Here is an 18,994-nt window from a genome sequence, read left to right as displayed (position 1 = left end):
TTTTGGTTCGCGGCATGATTAACCCAACGGTCACTCCGCGACAACACTCAACATTTCACGCAGCAAATTCCCGCTGGCCGCGACAAGAGCGCCGTGGCTCCGCGTCGGACCGCCATAAATGAGCGGAAGAGCATCGTTTGTCAGAATAGCCCCGCCCGACTCACTCAAGATGAGATCGGCTGCAGCCAGATCCCAATCATGCGAATTTGGCCGAATGAAGGTGCCCGCAATATCGCCCCGTGCCACCATCGCAATACGATAGGCAAGCGACGGCACATAGGCATGCAGCTTGACCCTGTCGCGCCATGTTTCCGGAAATATGGTCGTTGCGCTACGCGCCGAAGCGATGGTGAGCGTCCCGCCCTCCGGCGGCAGTTTGACATGGATCGGCGCATCGTTTTGCACCGCGCCAAGTCCCTGCCCGGCCTCGATCAGTTCTTTGCGAACCGGACATTCCAAAACCCCGGCAATCGGCCTGCCGTCCTCCACAATCGCGATGCTCACGCACCACTGGTCCTGACCGGCAATATAGGCACGGGTGCCGTCGATGGGATCGACGACGAAAGCGCGCCGCCGCTTTGCCTTGGCGCGGTCATCGGTGGTTTCTTCGGAAATCCAGCCATAATCGGGGCGCGCCGTCAAAAGCACGTCTTTCAGATAGCGGTCCACCGCAAGGTCGGCCTCGCTCACCGGCGAGTGACCGTCCTTCAACCAGACTTCCGGCGAGCGCCCGAAATAACGCATGGCGATGCGTCCGGCCTCGCGGGCGGCATCGCGCAACAGCGCCAGTTCTGCACGGGCTTCGCTCTGTTTGTCAGTTTCCGGCAAGGGTCATGCCTTCGATCACGAGGGTAGGCGCGGTCATCCCGAAATTGCGGTCGATATCCGATGCAGGTGTCAGATTGAGGAACATGTCCTTGAGGTTCGACGCGATGGTGACTTCGCTGACCGGATAGGCCAGCTCGCCATTTTCGATCCAGAAACCGGAAGCGCCACGACTATATTGGCCGGTGATCATATCGACGCCCTGCCCGAACACTTCCGTCACATAAAAGCCCGTGCCGACAGCGCGGATAAGGTCTTCCGGCGACTGCGCGCCCGGCTCGATGGCAAAATTGGTCGAGGCAGGTGAAACACCGGACCCCGAGCGCACGCCGCGTCCGTTGCCCGTCTGGCCCAGTTCGCGGGCGCTGGAACCGGACAGCAGCCAGTGTTGCAGCACGCCATCCTCAATCATGGTCAGCGGCTGGCCCTCAATGCCTTCACCGTCGAACGGACGGGACGACGAGCCGCGCATGCGCAGCGGATTATCGGTGACGTTGATGCCCTGCTTCAATATCTGCTTACCCAGGCTGTCGCGCAGAAAGCTCGTCTTGCGCGCAACCGACGCGCCATTAATGGCGCTGGCCAAATGCCCGGCAATACCGCGTGCGAGGCGCGGATCAAAGACCACCGTGACCGGGCCGGTCTTCGCCTGTCGCGCGCCAAGCCTGCGCACAGCGCGTTCACCGGCGCTGCGCCCGATGGCGTCCGGCGTATCGAGATCGGCGAAATGCAGCCGCGAACTGAAATCATAATCGCGCTCCATCCTGGTGCCTTCGCCCGCAATGGCCGAAACCGAGCGACCGAAGCGCGTGGCGGCATAGTGGCCAGCAAAGCCGGTGGAGGTGACAAGCACCAGCCCGCCGAGGCTGCGCGATGCGCCCGCGCCGCCGGAATTGGTCACGCCTTTGACTTCAAGCGCTGCTGCTTCCGTCGCCAGCGCATCCTGCGTCAGACGGTCGGTGTCGATTTCGGTCGTGTCGTAAAGATCGAGATCGCGCGGCGACTTTACCAGCAGCGCCGGATCGACAAGCGCTTCATAGGGATCTTCCGGCGCAACGCGCGCCATGGCGACGGCGCGCTCCGCCAGACGGTCCGGATCAGCGCCCGCATTGGCCGAAACGCTGGCGATCCGCCGACCGACAAAGACGCGCAGCGCAAAATCGTCGCTCTCCGACGATTCGGTTCCCTCAACCTTGCCAAGCCTCACCGAGACGCTGACGGAGCGGGCACGCATCACCACGGCATCGGCATGATCGGCGCCAGCACGTTGGGCAGCCTTCACCAACTGGGCCGCGCGCTCGACCAGCTTTTCCGCTGAATTATCTGAAATCATTGCATAATCCCGCTTTGGCAAGCTCGCCTCCGCCTGACCGGACATTGCATTGTGCAACGGGTCGTGACCGGGACTTGCTAAAAAAATATCGTCAATTTGGTCGACATTGGGCTGATTGCAGCCATATCTTGTTTCTATATTGCCGAAATCGGGGGGCATCAAGGCAAGCCCGTCCACATTTCTCCAAATCCTCACGTCGCGAGACCCGTCCGTCTCCGAACCACAAGAGCGCACAGCATGATTCCGACCGGTGGAAATCTCTACCTACAGGCCCTGATGATCCTTGGCGGCGCCATCATCGCCGCACCGCTGTTCAAGCGTCTGGGGCTTGGCACAGTGCTGGGCTATCTGGCCGCTGGCATCACGATTGGCCCCGTCGCGCGCCTCATCGCCGATGGCGAGGAATTCCTGCACTTTTCCGAGCTTGGCGTGGTTTTCCTGCTGTTCATCATCGGCCTCGAACTGAAGCCGTCGCGGCTCTGGGCGCTGCGCCACGCCATCTTCGGGCTTGGCGCGGCACAGGTTCTGCTATGTGGCGCGGTTCTCACCGCGCTCGGGATTTATCTGGCTGGCCTCAACCCGGAGGCCGCGATCATCATCGGCTTCGGTCTTGCACTTTCCTCGACGGCCTTCGCCATGCAGGTGCTGGAGGATCGCGCCGAGACCAACCAGAAGCATGGGCAGCGCGCTTTCGCGATCCTGTTGTTTCAGGACCTCGCCATCGTTCCAATTCTGGCGATCATTCCGGCCCTCTCGCCGAATGAACCCTCGCAGGCAAGCGCGGGCTTTCATCTGGCAACGGCGGTTGCGGCCATCGCCGCGCTCGTCATTGCCGGGCGCTATCTGATCAACCCGATGTTCCGGATCATCGCCAATACCGGCGCGCGCGAGGTTATGATTGCCGCCGCCCTCTTCGTCGTGCTGGGATCGGCAGGATTGTTGCAGGCCGCCGGTCTGTCGATGGCGATGGGCGCATTCATCGCTGGCGTATTGCTGGCGGAATCCTCCTATCGTCACGAACTGGAAGCCGACATCGAACCGTTCCGCGGTATTTTCCTCGGCCTGTTCTTCGTTGCGGTGGGCCTGTCGCTCAATCTCAGCGTAATTCTGGAATATTGGAAGACGATCCTTCTGGCCGTGCCGGTGTTCATGGTCGCGAAGATCGCCGTCATCTATGTTCTGTGCCGCATCTTCCGCTCCAGCCATAACGACGCCGTGCGCATCGCTTTCCTGCTGCCGCAGGGCGGCGAGTTTGCCTTCGTTTTGTTCTCCGCTGCTTCGGCTGCGGCGATCATCTCCAGCGCGCTTGGCTCTGAACTGGTGGCGGCTGTCACCGTATCCATGGCGCTGACCCCGCTTTCGGTGGCCATCGGTTCGAAGCTTCTCATCAAGGACAAGCCCGTCGATGAAATCGAAGAGGATTTCGAAGGCGCCGGTTCCGACGTGTTGATGATCGGCTTCTCGCGTTATGGCCAGATCGCATCGCAGATCCTGCTGGCTGGCGGTATCGACGTGACGGTGATCGACAAATCGCCCAACCGCGTACGCGCAGCAGGCAAGTTCGGTTTCCGCATCTATTTCGGCGATGGCACCCGCAAGGATGTGCTGGAAGCTTCCGGTATCCGCAAGGCCAAGATCGTCGCGGTGTGCACACACAATAAGGAAACGACCAACCATATCGTCAGCCTGATCCAGTCGGATTATCCGGATGTGCGCCTGTTCGTACGCTCCTATGACCGCGAGCATACGTTGCAGTTGCGGGCGCAGGGCGTGGAATACGAGTTGCGCGAAACTTTCGAATCCGGTCTGCTTTTCGGGCAGCGCACGCTGGAAGGTCTCGGCATGGCCGAGAACAACGCCTATGCCATCCGCGAGGATGTACGCCAGCGCGACGAGGACCGGCTGCATGTTCAGGCGTCGGAAGGCATCATGGCCGGGCGGCATTTGCTGTTCAACAAGCCCGTTACGCCTGAACCTCTGGTCAAGCCGACGCGTGAAGGCCAGCGCATCGACAAGACGGTGGATGCGCCTTCGCCTGCCGCCAATGACGATACGATGGAAGATGCAATTCCCGCCGAATAAAGCGGGAGCTAGGACAGCGTCGGAAGATTATCGCCCTCGATAATGCGGTCGAGGGCCTGTTTCAGTTCTTCGCGAACCCCGGCGCTCTGGTCGAGAATCTGATCGAATTTCAGGAAATCGAGCAGCCCGATGCGGCCGACATCCGGTCGCAGAAAAATATGCGGGGGGCGAATGCGGAATTTGTTCTCGATGATCGAACACATGGTCAGCTGATTACCGCCGATGACCGCTTCGAATGTCGTGGGCATATAGTCGTCATCACCGGGCGGTGCCCCAACGACATCGATGCCGATGACGATATCGGCCTTGTCGAACAGAAGATCGAACGGCACCGGATTGAAGAGACCGCCATCGACAAGAATGCGGCCATTGCGGCGCACCGGCGCGAAAACCGGAGGAATGGCGCAGGAAGCCGCAATAGCGGAACGCAAATCCCCATCGACAATCTGAACTTCCTTGGCGGCGTGGAAGTCCGCCGCCGTGATGCTCATGGGAATCTTGAGATCTTCCACATTGGCGGGCAGCGATGCCGGAAGAAAGGCATCGATAATTTTCTCGATGTTGAACTGGCTGACGCGAAAGCCGCCTTTCAGCAGTTCAACCCAGCGGGATGGACGCGTCTGCCACATGCGGCGCGCAACTTCCGAACGGCGATTGAAGATCGCCGCCATATAGTCGTGTATTTCTGTGCCGCGCATGCCGTTCGCCATGCCCGCGCCGACAATCGATCCGATGGATGAGCCAGCGATGGCCACGGGCCTGATGCCCAGTTCGTCCAGCGTTTCGATGATATGCAGATGCGCAATGCCGCGCGCGCCGCCGCCGCCGAAAGCGACGGCAATGCGGGGCGATGACGGCATGGCGTTATCCAACACTCTATCCCCTTGAGAGGAATCTTCGGTTTTTAGGCGCCCAAGGCTCTGATGAGATTCGGGCTATGGGGAGCCGAAAATGGTGGGGTTTGAGAACCGGAGCGGAGTGTACTTAAAGTACATGAGCACCGGAAGTCGTATGATCCCGAAAAGTTGCAGACTTTTCGGATGAGATCATGCGCATAAACTCAAACCACGCCATTTGCAGGCCGCCATTGCCCGAATATCGCAGAGCCTCAACTCTTAGCGGGTCCGTAAATCAATATCGCCGGTTCGGCATCGAGCAGCTTCTTGGCAATAGCCTTGATCTGATCGAGCGTCACCGCCTCGATAAGCGCCGAGCGCTTGTCGATATAATCGCGCGGCAGTCCCGCATCCTGCAAGCTGACCAGTGTTTCGGCAATCGCGCCCGAAGAATCAAGATTGTTCACCGCGTAAGACCCCTTGAGGAAGCTTTTCGCGGCGGCAAGTTCGGCTTCCGTCGGACCGTCGCTCGCCATGGCTGCCACCTGCTCGCGAATGATCTTGAGCGAATCCTGTGCCTTTTCCGGGCGTGTCGCGGTGGAGATCACCAAGGCCGTGACATGGTCATGCAACACCAGCTGCGACGAAACCGAATAGGCGAGACCGCGCTTTTCTCGCACTTCGGCATAAAGCCGCGAGGTGAAGCCGCCGCCCAGAATGTGGTTCATCAGATAGGCCGCGAAGAAGTCCGGGTCTTTGCGCGGGATTGCCGGATAGACAAACCGGATCGACGTCTGCGGCACATCGAAGGAGAGGCTGGTAGTGGTGCCGAGCGCCAGCTTGACGTCAGGCACCGGCACAAGCTCAGCCGCTGCGGGCAGATCGCCGAACACCTTGTCGAGCATCACGCCAAGGTCCTTGGCATTGATCGCGCCGACCACACCGATGGTCAGCCGGTCGCGGGCGAAATTCTTGCGATGGAACGTCACCAGATCGTCGCGGGTGATCGTCTGGAGCGATTTCGCCGTACCTTCGTCGGGACGCGCATAGGGATGGTTGCCATAAAGCACTTCCGCGAAACGGCGAGCGGCAATGGTGCCGGGGCTGCGCTGTGAAGCCTCGATGCTGGCCACGACCTGACTGCGAATGCGATCAATGGCGGGCTGGTCGAAGCGCGGCTTGTTGACCGCCAGCGCCACGAGGTCCATCACCGCATCGCGATTTTCCGCCAGCATGCGAACGCCGCCGGAAACGGCGTCCTGCGTGGCGGTGAAGCTCATTTCGGCGCCCAGATTATCGATCCGTTCCTGAAACGCATCGGAATCGAGATCGCCAGCGCCTTCATCGAACAGGCCAGTCATCAGATTGGCGAGGCCTTCCTTGCCTGCGGGGTCCTGCGACGTGCCGCCCTTGAACGAGAAGCGCATGGATACCAGTGGCACCGAACTGTCCTCCACCAGCCAGGCATGAATGCCCTTCGGCGAGACAACTTCCTGAATTTCGATGGCGCGCGCAGGCAATGCGCAAATCACGAGAAGCGTCATGGATGCGACCAGAACGCTTGCGAACGAGCGAGCGCGAGAAGCAAAGACGCGTTTGAAGTTCAGCATGATTATGGTCTTCACTGGATCGCTCCCTCTGCACCATTGCCGCTGGCACCGCTTGCGGGCGCGTTGGGGTTCTCACGGGCATTTTCCGGTTCGGCATCGGGTGGCAGGAGGTAGCTGGTCACCGACTGGTCCTTGACGAGATACCGCTCGGCCACATCACGAATCTGATCCACCGTCACGGATTTGATAAGGTCTGGCCATTTCTGGATATCTTCCACGGACTGGCCAACAGAAAGCGTCGAACCATAAATCCGCGCCATACCGGCCTGACTGTCACGCGCGAAAATAACCGCCTTCAGGAAGCGATTGCGTGCCTGATCCAGTTCGGTCTGGGTCACGCCGTCCTTGACGATGCGCGCAAGCTCGGCTTCCACCGCCTTCTCGACATCGCCCAGCGTTGCGCCGTCGCGCGGTGAGCCATAGACCGAGAACGTGCCGTCATCCAGCGCATCACCGCCATAGGCTGCGCCCGTGTTGGCCGCGATGCCGTTTTTGACGATCAGCGTCTGATAAAGGCGCGAACGGGTCGAGCCGCCGAGAATTTCGCTCAAGAGATCGAGCGCCGGCGCATCACCTGGCTTCACACCGGGAAAGCGCTTTTCGTTGGCATAGGACGGAACCAGCCATGACATGCGGAAGGAAGGCGTGCTAATGCGCGCATCATGCAGCGTCACCACGCGTGCGGCATGTTTTTCAGGCTCCTGCGGGCGGTCGCGCGGCAGAACTTCAGCGCGCTTCGGTACGCGGGCCCAGGTCTTGAGCGTCAATTCACGCACGCGTTCCGGCGTCACGTCACCGGCGATGACCAGCGTGGCATTGTTCGGCGTGTAATATTGCTGATAGAAATCGATGGCGTTCTTGAGGCTCAGCTTTTCCATTTCCTGCCGCCAGCCGATCACCGGCTTGCGGTAGGGGTGGTTATAGAACAGCACCGCATCGGTGTTTTCATTGAGCATGGCCGCCGGGGTGGAATCGACGCGCATGCGGCGTTCTTCCAGAATGACTTCGCGCTCGGTCGTCACGGCTTCATCGTTCAGCACCAGATTTTCCATCCGGTCCGACTCGAAATCCATGATCATTTCCAGCGCTTCCGGCGAAACCCGCTGATAATAGGCTGTGTAATCATAGGAGGTGAACGCGTTTTCTTCGCCGCCGATCGACGCGACCTTGGCCGAAAATTCCCCTGCCGGATGGGTTTTCGTACCCTTGAACATCAGATGTTCGAGAAAATGCGCAATGCCGGAAACGCCCGGCACTTCGTCTGCCGAGCCCACATGATACCAGATCATCTGCGTCACCACCGGCGCGCGATGATCGGGAATGACCACGACTTTCAGGCCATTGGGCAAGGTGAAATTGCTGACGCCATCCGACTGGGTGATTTCCGGCAGAGCCGCCTGATCAGCCTGATCGCCTTGCGCCTGTGGCGCGGGCGCTGGCTCGGCGGCATCGGTTTGGGCAGGGGGTTGATTTTGAGCTTCAACGGAGCCGGTTGCGAGCGGCAAAGCCAGCGCGAAACCAAGAGCGGTCGATAAAAACAGGCGTCGGAGGGAGGTGTTATTCACCAAGCGACATCTCCAATCGGTTTCATTTCCGCCCGGCCTTTCCGGGCGGCATGCTTCAAATCAATATCGGCGACACCGTCGCCGCACAAAAAGAACGCGACGGCAAACACCGCTGCAAATCATCTCAATCGGCTTTGATTTGGATGAGCCGAATGATTGTGCCGCCATAGTTCCGCTCGTCAAGCACAACAAATTGTTCGTCAAGCTCGAGCGAAGCTTCGGCAGCCTCTTCAAGCACCAAAAGTGCGTCAGGATTAAGCCAGCCGCCCTGAAGTGCCGATAAAAATGCTTTTTCGCCCATGCGCCGCCCATAGGGTGGATCTGCGAAGATCAGATCGAACGGTTCCATCGTGCCGACAATGCCAAGCTGGCAGGCGTCACGGCGGAGAATCTTCGTGTGGCCCTGCAAGCCGAGCGCCTCGACATTTTGGCGCAACAGCCCCCGGCCCTCCGCGGATTCCTCCACGAAGGTCGCGTATCGCGCGCCGCGCGAAAGGGCTTCAAGACCAAGCGCGCCGGTGCCTGCGAAGAGATCAAGCACACGCGCGCCTTCCACCTTGTCGGGAAAGCTGTGCGCGAGAACATTGAACAGGCTCTCGCGCGTGCGGTCCGTAGTGGGGCGAATGGCGTTGGTGGACGGTGTTACCAGCGGGCGACCGCGAAACTTACCGCCGACGATCCGCACCGCCGCCTCCCGATCTGCCACCGCCGCCTGGTTTTCCGCCGGTGGGCTTGCCACCGGTCGGCTTTCCACCCGGGCGTCCACCAGGCTTGCCGCCCGATTTGCCAGCTGGCTTTCCACCTTCAGGACCGCGACGCGGGCCGTCGCTGAAACCGCGTGGAGCGCCACCGCTGCGCGCGCCTGAACGCGTGTCGCGATCGGAACCGCCGAAACGGCCCTCGCCGCGCGCACCGCCCGGCTTGTCGGACTTATATGGCTTGTCAGACTTGAACGTCTTGCGACCCTCAAAACCGCCCTGCGAGCGCTCGCCGGAAGCTGCATCGCGCAGTTCGGCGCGCTCACGCTTGCCGGGGCGACGCTCCTTGTGCCCATCCTCGCGCTTTTCGCGCGTTTCCGAACGACCACCTTCAAAACGAGAGCCTTCGGCGCGAGGGCCGTAAGAGCGACCTTCCGCTCCCGGCTTGCCGCCAGCGCGCGGACCGCTTGAACGCTGGCCTTCCGGACGCTTGTTGTAACGGCGTTCGCCGCCCTCTTCGCGACCTTGCTCCGCATCGTCCGAACGGCGCGGACGCACCTGCATGTCGCCGCTGAACTTCGCGCCGCGATGCGGCATCTGATGTTCGACGCGAGCAGGCTTGGTAGCGGCCTTCTCGCCCTTTGGACGTGCGCCGGGCGCCATCCACACATTGGCATTGCCGCGACGGCGCGGCTCGACCTTTTCTGTCTTGTCTTCGCGTCCACGACGGCGTTCCGGGCGGCTGGAAATCCATTCGCGCTCACGCGGCGCGCGACGGGTTTCGCCTTCCTGTTCCGGTTGAGCTTCTTCCATCTCGCGACGGGTGCGGCCCTGCACAGCGGCATTGGAGAACTCGTTGAAGATGGGCGCGTCGAAATCGGCACCGGAATCTTCAACCAGCTTGTCGCCCAGCTGGTCGCGCAGCGTGCGGCCCTTGATTTCGCGCACAGCGCCTTCTTCAAGATCGCCAAGCTGGAACGGGCCGAAGGACACGCGGATCAGGCGACCGACCGTCAGACCAAGCGCGCCCAGAATGTTCTTCACTTCCCGGTTCTTGCCTTCGCGCAGACCAATATTGATCCAGACATTCGCGCCCTGAACACGCTCAAGCTCGGCTTCGATGCTGCCATAGAACACGCCATCGACAGCGATACCGTTCTTCAATTCATCGAGCTGCGGCTGCGTGACCTTGCCATGGGCGCGCACGCGATAGCGGCGCAGCCAGCCGGTAGACGGCAATTCCAGAACCCGCGACAACCCGCCATCATTGGTGAGCAGCAGAAGCCCTTCAGTGTTGATGTCGAGACGGCCAACCGACAGCACGCGCGGCATTTCAGCTGGCAGTGCGTCGAACACGGTCGGGCGACCTTCCGGATCGCGATTGGTGGTCACGAGACCCGCAGGCTTGTGGTAGAGCCACAGGCGGGTGCGCTCGGCCTGTTTCAGCGGCTTGCCGTCAACCGTGATCACGTCGGTGCGCTTCACATTGACCGCAGGACTGTCCAGCACCTTGCCGTTGACCGCGATCCGCCCGGCGGCGATCATCGTTTCGGCTTCGCGGCGCGAAGCGATGCCAACACGCGCCAGACGCTTGGCGATGCGTTCGCTGGTATCTTCTTCGGTTTCCACATCGCGCGGGGCACCCCGGCGCGGACCGGCGCGGCGCGCGTCATCCCGGTCGCCTTCATCGCGGCGCGGTCGGCTGTCACGACCGGGGCGGTCGCCGCCGCGTCCAGCCGGGCGTCCGCCCGAACGACCCTCGGGGCGTCCACTACGGCCATGAGGCGGCTTGCCGCCCTTGTTATCGTCGTCTTTAGTCATCTGGTATTGGCCTCTCAGCAGCGTTTCCGTATCACCTTGCACCGTCGAAAGCAGGCAAAGGAATGTCTGGAACGAAAACGCCGTATAAATCTGTTCGCAAATCGGTTTCGATTTCGAGAATTATGCAGTAACAAATCGCTCCAGTGCTTGCGAGCGAAATTTCCCGATCAATGCACGAAATGGAGTGCGCATGAAAGAGCGGGCACCCGCAACCGTTACCGACATGGCAACACCGATGGGCGCCGCGCTGGATGAAGCACGTGCTGCAGGCGCGCGCGGCGAAGTGCCGATTGGCGCTGTTGTTGTTCATGAAGGGCAGATCATCGCCCGCGCGGGAAACCGCACGCGGGAGCTGAACGACGTGACCGCCCATGCCGAAGTGCTGGTCATTCGTCAGGCCGGTAGGGCCCTGCAATCGGAGCGGCTTGTCGATTGCGACCTCTACGTGACGCTGGAACCCTGCGCCATGTGCGCGGCTGCGATTTCCTTTGCGCGCATCCGCCGCCTCTATTACGGCGCATCCGACCCCAAAGGCGGCGGCGTCGAACACGGCCCACGCTTCTACACCCAGCCCACCTGTCATCATGTACCGGAAATCTATGCAGGGTTTTCGGAAGGCGAAGCGCAGAAAATCCTCAAGGATTTTTTTCGCGAGAAACGCTGACCGGCATGTCCGACCCCACTATCAGCCGCCGACAGAATATTCTGGTATTTGCGCTTCTCATGCCGCTGATCGCTGTCCTGCTTCTCAGCTGGCTGGGCGCGGTCATTGTTATCAATCGATATTTTCCCGCACTGGCAATCTCGGCGGAAGATGTGCTGAATTATATTCTGGTCGGCGTCATTGCGATTTTTTACATGCCCTGGATTCAGGCGCGAAGCTTTCGCCGCCAGTTGGCAGAGTTTGAAAGCCAGCCACCAGCGCCCGTCAGCATTAGGTGCAAACGCTTTGGTCTCTATTGTATCGCCGCTTTCTCCCTGCTGCTGGCGTTCGGGCCATTATCTTTTCAGAGGCAAATATACAGCTGGGCCTATGGAACAGGGCTGGTGACCCGGTCCATATATCTTATTGAACTGCTATTTCTGGCGGGGGCTTTGCTGGTCATTGGCGTCGCAGCAGGTCTTGCAAAGATCATCACACGCATTCGCGCAAAAACGGCGGCGTCCGAACCGGACCATAAGGATCAAGCCGAAGTGGCCAGAATCTGGCGCGATTGCTTTGGCTATACCTATTGCCTCTGCGCCGCCTTATGTCTTCTTCCGGGGTTCTTTATCCTCAAATTCCCGTAAGGCACGGGGGCTTATCAGCCGCGAGCCTTATGCCCCGTCATATGGCGCAGTGTGTCGTCACGCAGCGCGAAATGGTGGAAAAGCGCCATGAAGACATGGCAGCCGATGACCGCCAGCAGAACCCAGCCGAGCAAGCCGTGCAAAGCATTGCCCGGAGATGTCAACGCGTCATTTTTTACGCCTGTCTCCGCGAAAATTTGCAGACCGAGAAACGAAAAGCCATGCCCATTGCCATAAGAACGCAACAAGCCGAGCGCCGGGACGGCAAACATCAGCCCATAAATCGCCAGATGCCCAAGCGATGCCATCTTGCCCACAAGACCGTCTGTCTGCGGACGGCGACCGAGATTCAAAATACCCCAGACGCCACGCAACAAAACCAGCACCAGCAATGCGAAACCAAGCTGGTGATGCATCGACCAGAAGAAACTATATATCGCGCTGTCCTTGGCGAAGACGCGCAGAATGGCCGACATGAACTGCCAGAGAAACAAGAGGGCCATCAACCAGTGAAAGCTTCGGGAGACAACGCCATAACCATTGCGGCTGTCCCAGATCGTGTTTGCGTTGGCCATTGAACTGTATCCTATAACTGAAAGTGGCACGGTGCCTTATGCCAGCGATGATGTCTTTGATTGAAATCAAATAGATGTCATCTCGAACAATATTAAAAAAATAAATTTATTACGAAACAATACCTTTATTCATCTTGAAAGAGTATGTCTCTATTATGTCCTAAACAAAACAGCCACGGCGGATATTCGCGCCATGGCTGCTCAAACTGTTACAGAATAATTCCGGAATTAGTTCCAGGGAAGATAATCGCGCCAGCCCTTGGATTTGCCAGCGGCCTTCTTGCGCTCGCGTTCCTTTTGCGCCTCATCCTGACCCAGTTCGCCGGTAGCGGCGGTGGACGCCGGTTGGCGATAGGCAAGCGGCGGCTCGCTCAGATATTTGCGGTTGGTAGCCGACCCCTGCGTCTGCGCCGCACGCTCTGCCTTCAGCGCGGCGATCTTCTTGGGATCGGCGTTCGGTAAACGGGAATCATATTCTTCGCGGCGGCTGTTGCCGCCCGGCAGCGCCGTCTGCAAATTGCTTGCAACCGGGCCGTCAGCTTCGATCGGAGAGACGAAGTTTGGATTGTCACGGTTGGCCGTGATTTCATCGCGCAGGCGCTTACGGCGCTGTTCCGGCGATTCTGGCCAGTTTGCACCACCCGCACTTGCAACATTGTCCTGCGGCGCAGGAAGCTGACCCTTGTCGCCCGGAGCCGGACGTACAAGATCGGGACGCGGCTTGTAGTCGATGCGTTCTTTCTTGTTCTTGCCCTGACCGAAGCTCGCCATAATGGAAACGTCGTCAAGGAGCTGTGCGCCCGACGTCTTGTCCGTTCCGTAGGTTGGCGATGACATGCAGCCTGACAGCGAAAGACCCGCTACAGCCGTCATAAGTATCAGAACTCGTCCGTCAATCTTCATTAGCGCCACTTCTTTTACGCCTGTCGATTCTTTGTTCGCGAGGCTTGCTCCAGCGTGCCTTGCCTCAAAAAACCGGCAACTCCAAGGCAGATCGTAAATTTTCCGAGGACTGCCTTGTACATGAGAGCAACCCATGCGGCAATCCGGCATTAACCGCTATTTCACCATGTTCACGCGCAAGGCTGCAACCCCTGTCACGCAAACAAACAATCCGCCCCGGATGAAACCGGAGCGGATTGCGATCTCTGCAATCAGGCGTCGAGCTTGCCGAGCGCCTTCAATTCGCGCAGTGCCTCGGCATCGCGCGCCGACACTTCCGGGAATTCCGGGTCGGAACCCACATCGGTGGTGTAGCGCCACGACCGCGCGCATTTTTCGCCTTCGGCACGCGCTGGCACAACGGCCACGCCCTTCACATCGCCAAGCATGAAAGCGCCTTCCGGTGCCGCTGCATCGCTGAACGAGATGCCGCTGGTGATGCAGATCTCCGCAAAATCGAGACCATCGAGCGAATCGCTCAGGCTCTTGTCGGAGATATGGACCACCGGCGAAGCTTCCAGCGACGAACCGATGCGCTTGTCGGCGCGTTCCAGTTCGAGAGCGCCGGTCACGACGCGGCGAACCGCGCGCACCTTGCGCCACTTTTCAGCCAGCACGTCGTCGCGCCATTCGGCCAGCGTCGGGCGGAACTGCTCGGCATGAACCGAAACCGACTGCGGATAACGGTCGAGCCATGCTTCTTCCATGGTGAAAGGCAGCATGGGCGCCAGCCAGGTCGTCAGGCGGTCGAAGATTTCGCGCACGGTCTGCAATGCGGCCTTGCGGCGCACGCTAGACGGCGCATCGCAGTAAAGCGCGTCCTTGCGGATATCGAAATAGAAGGCCGAAAGCTCGACATTCATGAAATCGATCAGCGAGCGCGCAATGCGTTTGAAATCGAACGCATCATAGCCGGAGCGGACGACTTCATCCAGTTCGGTCAGACGATGCAGCATCAGGCGTTCAAGTTCCGGCAGATCGGCATAAGCGACGTTTTCGCCTTTATCATGCGCCAGCGTGCCCAGCATCCACCGGATGGTGTTGCGCAGCTTGCGATAGGCGTCGATATTGGTCTGGATGATGCTCTTGCCGAGACGCTGATCTTCCCAATAATCGGTCGTCATGACCCAGAGACGCAGGATATCCGCACCGGATTCCTTGATGACGTCCTGCGGCGTAACCGTATTGCCGAGCGACTTCGACATCTTCTTGCCGTGCTCGTCCATGGTGAAGCCATGGGTCACGACGGCATTATATGGCGCGCGACCGCGCGTGCCGCAGCTTTCGAGAAGCGACGAATGGAACCAGCCGCGATGCTGGTCCGAGCCTTCGAGATAGACGTCTGCGGGCCACTTCATGTCCGGGCGGTCTTCCAGCGTGAAGGTGTGGGTCGAACCGGAATCGAACCAAACGTCCAGAATGTCGCGCACCTGCACCCAAGGCTCATCGGCGCGGTTGCCGAGGAAACGCTCGCGTGCGCCTTCGGCAAACCATGCATCGGCACCTTCCGCTTCAAATGCATCGAGAACACGCTTGTTGACCGCATCATCCTGAAGGATGTTGCCTTCCTCATCCACGAAAACGCAGATCGGCACGCCCCAAGCGCGCTGACGCGAAAGCACCCAGTCCGGGCGACCTTCGATCATCGAACGCAGGCGCGTCTGACCGGCAGCCGGGACGAAACGCGTATCGTCGATGGCCTTCAGCGCGCGCGAACGCAGTGTGGTGCCGTCGCCAAGGTTCTTGTCCATATAGACGAACCATTGCGGCGTGTTGCGGAAGATGACCTGCTTCTTAGAACGCCAGGAATGCGGATAGGAGTGCTTCAGGCGACCACGGGCGAAGAGCTTGTCACGAGCAATGAGCTGATCCATCACCGACTTGTTGGCGTCGCCCTTCTTGCCGTTGTCGTCGATGACGCGCGCGGGGCCGCCTTCACGGTCCGGGCCAAAGCCCGGTGCGTCCTTGGTATAGTAGCCGCCATCATCGACCGGGAACGGGATGCTCGGATCGATACCGCGCGCTTCCAGCTCGCGAACATTGTTCATCCAGGCTTCAAAGTCTTCGCGGCCATGGCTTGGCGCGGTGTGGACGAAGCCCGTGCCCGCATCGTCGGTCACATGGTCACCGTCGAGCATCGGAACTGCGAACTCATAGCCGCCGCCAAAGCCCTTCAGCGGATGATCGAGCACGACCTTGCCAAGCTCATCGGACGAAACACTGCGCAGGCGCTTGAACTGAAGCTTTGCCTTGGCGAAGCTTTCTTCGGCCAGCTTGTCGGCGAAGATGAGCTTTTCGCCAGGACGCGGGCCAAAATCATTCTCGGCTTCCGTGACTTCATAAAGCCCGTATGCGATACGCGACGAATAGGACACGGCGCGGTTGCCGGGGATGGTCCATGGGGTGGTCGTCCAGATCACCACATCGCTGCCAGAAAGTTCGTTCTGACCAGCGACCGGGAACTTGACCCAGATCATATCCGACTCGACATCATGATATTCGACTTCGGCCTCGGCGAGCGCGGTGCGTTCGACAACCGACCACATCACCGGCTTGGAACCGCGATAAAGCTGACCGGAAGCCGCGAACTTGAGAAGCTCGCCAGCGATACGCGATTCAGCATGGAAGTTCATCGTGGTATAGGGGTTTTCGAAATCTCCGAGGATAGCAAGGCGCTTGAACTCATCCGTCTGGACCTTGATCCAGTTGGCGGCGAATTCCCGGCATTCCCTGCGGAATTCGTTGATCGGTACTTCGTCCTTGTTCTTGCCTTCGGCGCGATATTTTTCCTCGATCTTCCACTCGATCGGCAAGCCGTGGCAATCCCAGCCCGGAACATAGTTCGAGTTGAAGCCGCGCATCTGGAACGAGCGGGTGATGACGTCCTTAAGGATCTTGTTCAGCGCATGGCCGATATGGATATTGCCGTTGGCATAGGGCGGGCCATCGTGCAGCACATAGAGCGGGCGGTCTTTCGCCTGCTCGCGCAGCTTCTTGTAAAGGTTCATCCCCTCCCAGCGCTCGACGAACGGCGGTTCGCGCTGCGGCAGGCCCGCGCGCATCGGAAATTCTGTCTGCGGCAGATTGAGGGTTTTTGAGTAATCGATCTTGGTCGTCTCGGTCATGATGGGTATTCGCCTGTGGAGCCTCGGCCAGAAATGGCGGGCATGTGGATCAACGATAACAGGGGGACTGTAAGAGCACAGCCGGTCGTTCCCGGACCTCCGCACCAGTTATTGCCTGGCAAAACAGCCATTCAGGCAAAGCGGGAGGCCGGGCCAATAATTCGTATGGCCGTCATGATAAGCCGAAAATCCGTCATCATGGGCACGCTTTTAGCAATGAGCTTTGCAGGAATAAAGAGGCCAGGGGAACAAAGACGCAATAAAACTGCATCTCTGCCCCTGAATATCTTCACAGTAGCATCGGCATTGGCTGCCGAATGGTCTTAGTCAAGCGAGAAGTCGAAGCGATAGGTCGCCGACACGCCAACCATGAACTGGTCGCGCGAGCCGCGCTCCTTGACGATGCTCGAATCCTTCGCCGGGCCCTGCAGGCGGGTATACTCACCGAACAGGCTGGTATCGATCTTGTCGGTCGCCTTCCAGTTGATGGCGCCGCCGAAACCGGCCGATTTGAAACCCCCGCCGGGATTATATTCCGACAGGCCGGAAGCAGCAGATTCCTCGGCATCGACGCCGTAATAGGTCTTGAAATAGTCCTTCGACGCGAAGGTCGCGCGCGGACCCGCAGAAACGCGGATGACTGGCGTGACATCATAAAAGGCGTCAGCGGAAATGTCGGCAACCACGCCCTTATGGGCGCGAATGCCCTGGCGCACCTCGCCGCGCACGCGCATCCAGTCGGTCGGATAGACTTCGGCAAAGCCGCCCACTTCACCGCCGAACTTGGTGTCTTTCAGTCCGTGAATGTCGTCGTCGCGTTCGAACAGCAGCTTGCCTGCCAGACCGGCGCGGATGCGGTTGTTGTCGATCAGTGCGAAAGAGACATTGTCGTTGCGCGAGGAAAACCGCGTCGACTCGCCCTGACGGCCGAGCGAAATCAGCGGCTGCGCGGAAAAGCGATATTTGTTCGAGCCTTCAAACTTGGGCGCAACCAGCCCGGCGGCGCCGACCTTGAGATACCAGTCACCAGACCAGAAATGCTTGCGGGTCGGCTGAACCGTCTCCGCGGCATAGATATCGGTCTGCTGCACATCGGCGGCATAAGCGATGGAACCGAAGGGAATGAGAGTGCCTGCAACGAGGGCCAGTGAGAGAATACGCAAAACAAATCTCCGACAAACAGCACCTCGAAAGTGCGCAAGGTGTTTAACACTCTCTGACCGAAATACGTAAAATTTAACTTAAATCTTAGGTGGAAAAATAGCTCTTTACAATTCACCTGAAAGAAAGAGCGCGATCCAGCTCTGAAAGCGGGCGCGCGCCGGCCAGCAAGGCGCGGGCCTCTTCTTCATCGCGCTTCATCTGCACGATCAGCGCGTCCAGCCCGTCGAACTTCACTTCACCCCGCAAAAAGCCGAAGAACGAAACGCAGGCGTCTTCGCCGTAGAGATCGCCGGAGAAGTCGAACAGGAATGTTTCAAGAAGCGGTTTACCGTCGCTATCCACCGTCGGGCGGCGACCAAAACTGGCGACGCCGTCATGCAGACTGCCATCCTGCCTGCGGAAGCGGACGGCATAGATGCCATGTTTCAAGCTGGTCTGGGCGCTGACCTGCATATTGGCCGTGGGGAAGCCCAGCGTGCGTCCAAGCTTCTTGCCGTGGATGACTTCGCCACAAACGGCATAGCGATAGCCGAGCAAACCTGCCGCTCCGGCAACATCGCCGTCGCAAAGCAGATTGCGAACCCGCGTGGACGAAACGAGATTGTCGCCCTCATCGGTAAATGCATCGACCAGCGTGACGTGGAAACCAGCGCCCTCGCCTGCCTGCAGGAGAAATTCCGGCGTGCCGCGCCGACCTTTTCCGAAATGGAAATCATAGCCAGTCACGACACGGCTGGCATGAAGCTTTTCGACCAGTATATGCTGCACGAAATCCTCCGCCGACTGGCTGGAGAATTCAGCGGTAAAAGGCTGTTCCACCACCGCATGGAAGCCCATATGCCGCAGGATTGATGCCTTTTCACGCGCATCGGTGAGGCGGTCGATCGGCTCGTCCGGCTTGAAGAAGCTGCGCGGATGCGGCTCGAATGTCAGCACGACCGCAGGCAGATTTTCCTTGGCCGCGATTTCCAGCGCCCGCTCGAGCACGGCCTGATGTCCGCGATGAACGCCATCGAAATTGCCGATGGCCACCACGCAATTGCGCAGGCGCTCCGGCAGGGTGTCGGTTCCCGAAAGGCGTTGGAAATCAGAGTTCGTCATGGTGTGCCTGAGTCTTGACTGGCTTAT

The 18,994-nt window shown here is 59.5% G+C and carries 15 protein-coding genes; 3 read left to right on the top strand and 12 right to left on the bottom strand.

Features of this window, described 5'->3' with window-relative positions; translation table 11 throughout:
- Window positions 1–30: 30 nt before the first annotated feature.
- Both ABWW11_RS15670 and ABWW11_RS15665 read right to left on the bottom strand, forming a co-directional pair.
- A complete protein-coding gene (locus ABWW11_RS15670) occupies window positions 31–828 on the bottom strand; it encodes a 3'(2'),5'-bisphosphate nucleotidase CysQ (protein WP_109367788.1) in 798 nt (265 codons plus the stop codon).
- Entirely contained in the window at window positions 815–2,158 is a 1,344-nt protein-coding gene (locus tag ABWW11_RS15665; protein WP_109368032.1) for a TldD/PmbA family protein, read from the bottom strand. The genes ABWW11_RS15670 and ABWW11_RS15665 overlap by 14 nt, the downstream gene beginning before the upstream one ends.
- Window positions 2,159–2,395: 237 nt before the next feature.
- On the opposite strand from ABWW11_RS15665, the gene ABWW11_RS15660 reads away from it, so the two are divergent.
- Entirely contained in the window at window positions 2,396–4,240 is a 1,845-nt protein-coding gene (locus ABWW11_RS15660) for a monovalent cation:proton antiporter-2 (CPA2) family protein (RefSeq protein WP_109367789.1), read from the top strand.
- Between the two features lie 8 nt (window positions 4,241–4,248).
- Here the strand turns inward: ABWW11_RS15660 and ABWW11_RS15655 are convergent, their stop codons facing one another.
- The 5 genes from ABWW11_RS15655 to ABWW11_RS15635 form a co-directional block, all read right to left on the bottom strand.
- The gene (locus ABWW11_RS15655) at window positions 4,249–5,112 is read right to left on the bottom strand and encodes a patatin-like phospholipase family protein (RefSeq protein WP_109367790.1); all 864 of its coding nucleotides are present in this window, start codon (window positions 5,110–5,112) and stop codon (window positions 4,249–4,251) included.
- A 236-nt stretch (window positions 5,113–5,348) separates the two neighbouring features.
- Window positions 5,349–6,686 (bottom strand): M16 family metallopeptidase, encoded by a 1,338-nt coding sequence (locus ABWW11_RS15650; protein WP_171318674.1) that lies wholly within the window; start codon window positions 6,684–6,686, stop codon window positions 5,349–5,351.
- An 11-nt stretch (window positions 6,687–6,697) separates the two neighbouring features.
- A complete protein-coding gene (locus ABWW11_RS15645; protein ID WP_109368033.1) occupies window positions 6,698–8,251 on the bottom strand; it encodes a M16 family metallopeptidase in 1,554 nt (517 codons plus the stop codon).
- A 124-nt stretch (window positions 8,252–8,375) separates the two neighbouring features.
- The gene (gene rsmD / locus ABWW11_RS15640; protein WP_109368034.1) at window positions 8,376–8,936 is read right to left on the bottom strand and encodes a 16S rRNA (guanine(966)-N(2))-methyltransferase RsmD; all 561 of its coding nucleotides are present in this window, start codon (window positions 8,934–8,936) and stop codon (window positions 8,376–8,378) included.
- A complete protein-coding gene (locus ABWW11_RS15635) occupies window positions 8,917–10,770 on the bottom strand; it encodes a pseudouridine synthase (protein ID WP_109367792.1) in 1,854 nt (617 codons plus the stop codon). Before ABWW11_RS15635 ends, rsmD begins: the two co-directional genes overlap by 20 nt.
- 190 nt (window positions 10,771–10,960) lie before the next feature.
- On the opposite strand from ABWW11_RS15635, the gene ABWW11_RS15630 reads away from it, so the two are divergent.
- Both ABWW11_RS15630 and ABWW11_RS15625 read left to right on the top strand, forming a co-directional pair.
- Complete coding sequence (locus ABWW11_RS15630) at window positions 10,961–11,434, top strand: nucleoside deaminase (RefSeq protein WP_109367793.1); 474 nt, start codon at window positions 10,961–10,963, stop codon at window positions 11,432–11,434.
- Between the two features lie 59 nt (window positions 11,435–11,493).
- Complete coding sequence (locus tag ABWW11_RS15625) at window positions 11,494–12,060, top strand: hypothetical protein (protein WP_124915960.1); 567 nt, start codon at window positions 11,494–11,496, stop codon at window positions 12,058–12,060.
- Window positions 12,061–12,074: 14 nt separating this feature from the next.
- On the opposite strand, the gene ABWW11_RS15620 is transcribed toward ABWW11_RS15625, so the two are convergent.
- The 5 genes from ABWW11_RS15620 to ABWW11_RS15600 all read right to left on the bottom strand — a co-directional run bounded on the left by ABWW11_RS15620 (window position 12,075) and on the right by ABWW11_RS15600 (window position 18,967).
- Window positions 12,075–12,635 (bottom strand): cytochrome b, encoded by a 561-nt coding sequence (locus ABWW11_RS15620; RefSeq protein WP_109367795.1) that lies wholly within the window; start codon window positions 12,633–12,635, stop codon window positions 12,075–12,077.
- A 228-nt stretch (window positions 12,636–12,863) separates the two neighbouring features.
- Complete coding sequence (locus tag ABWW11_RS15615) at window positions 12,864–13,538, bottom strand: hypothetical protein (protein ID WP_319080561.1); 675 nt, start codon at window positions 13,536–13,538, stop codon at window positions 12,864–12,866.
- Between the two features lie 251 nt (window positions 13,539–13,789).
- Window positions 13,790–16,702: an isoleucine--tRNA ligase gene (gene ileS / locus ABWW11_RS15610; RefSeq protein WP_319080560.1), complete on the bottom strand. Its 2,913-nt coding sequence runs from the start codon at window positions 16,700–16,702 to the stop codon at window positions 13,790–13,792.
- Window positions 16,703–17,025: 323 nt separating this feature from the next.
- Window positions 17,026–17,865, bottom strand: coding sequence for a MipA/OmpV family protein (locus tag ABWW11_RS15605; protein ID WP_109367799.1), 840 nt, complete (start codon window positions 17,863–17,865; stop codon window positions 17,026–17,028).
- Between the two features lie 112 nt (window positions 17,866–17,977).
- Window positions 17,978–18,967: a bifunctional riboflavin kinase/FAD synthetase gene (locus ABWW11_RS15600; protein WP_109367800.1), complete on the bottom strand. Its 990-nt coding sequence runs from the start codon at window positions 18,965–18,967 to the stop codon at window positions 17,978–17,980.
- Window positions 18,968–18,994 lie beyond the last annotated feature (27 nt).

Source organism: Brucella sp. NBRC 113783, assembly GCF_040372265.1.
Classification (GTDB): Bacteria; Pseudomonadota; Alphaproteobacteria; order Rhizobiales; family Rhizobiaceae; genus Brucella; species Brucella teleogrylli.
This window is presented reverse-complemented; position numbering and strand designations above follow the sequence as displayed.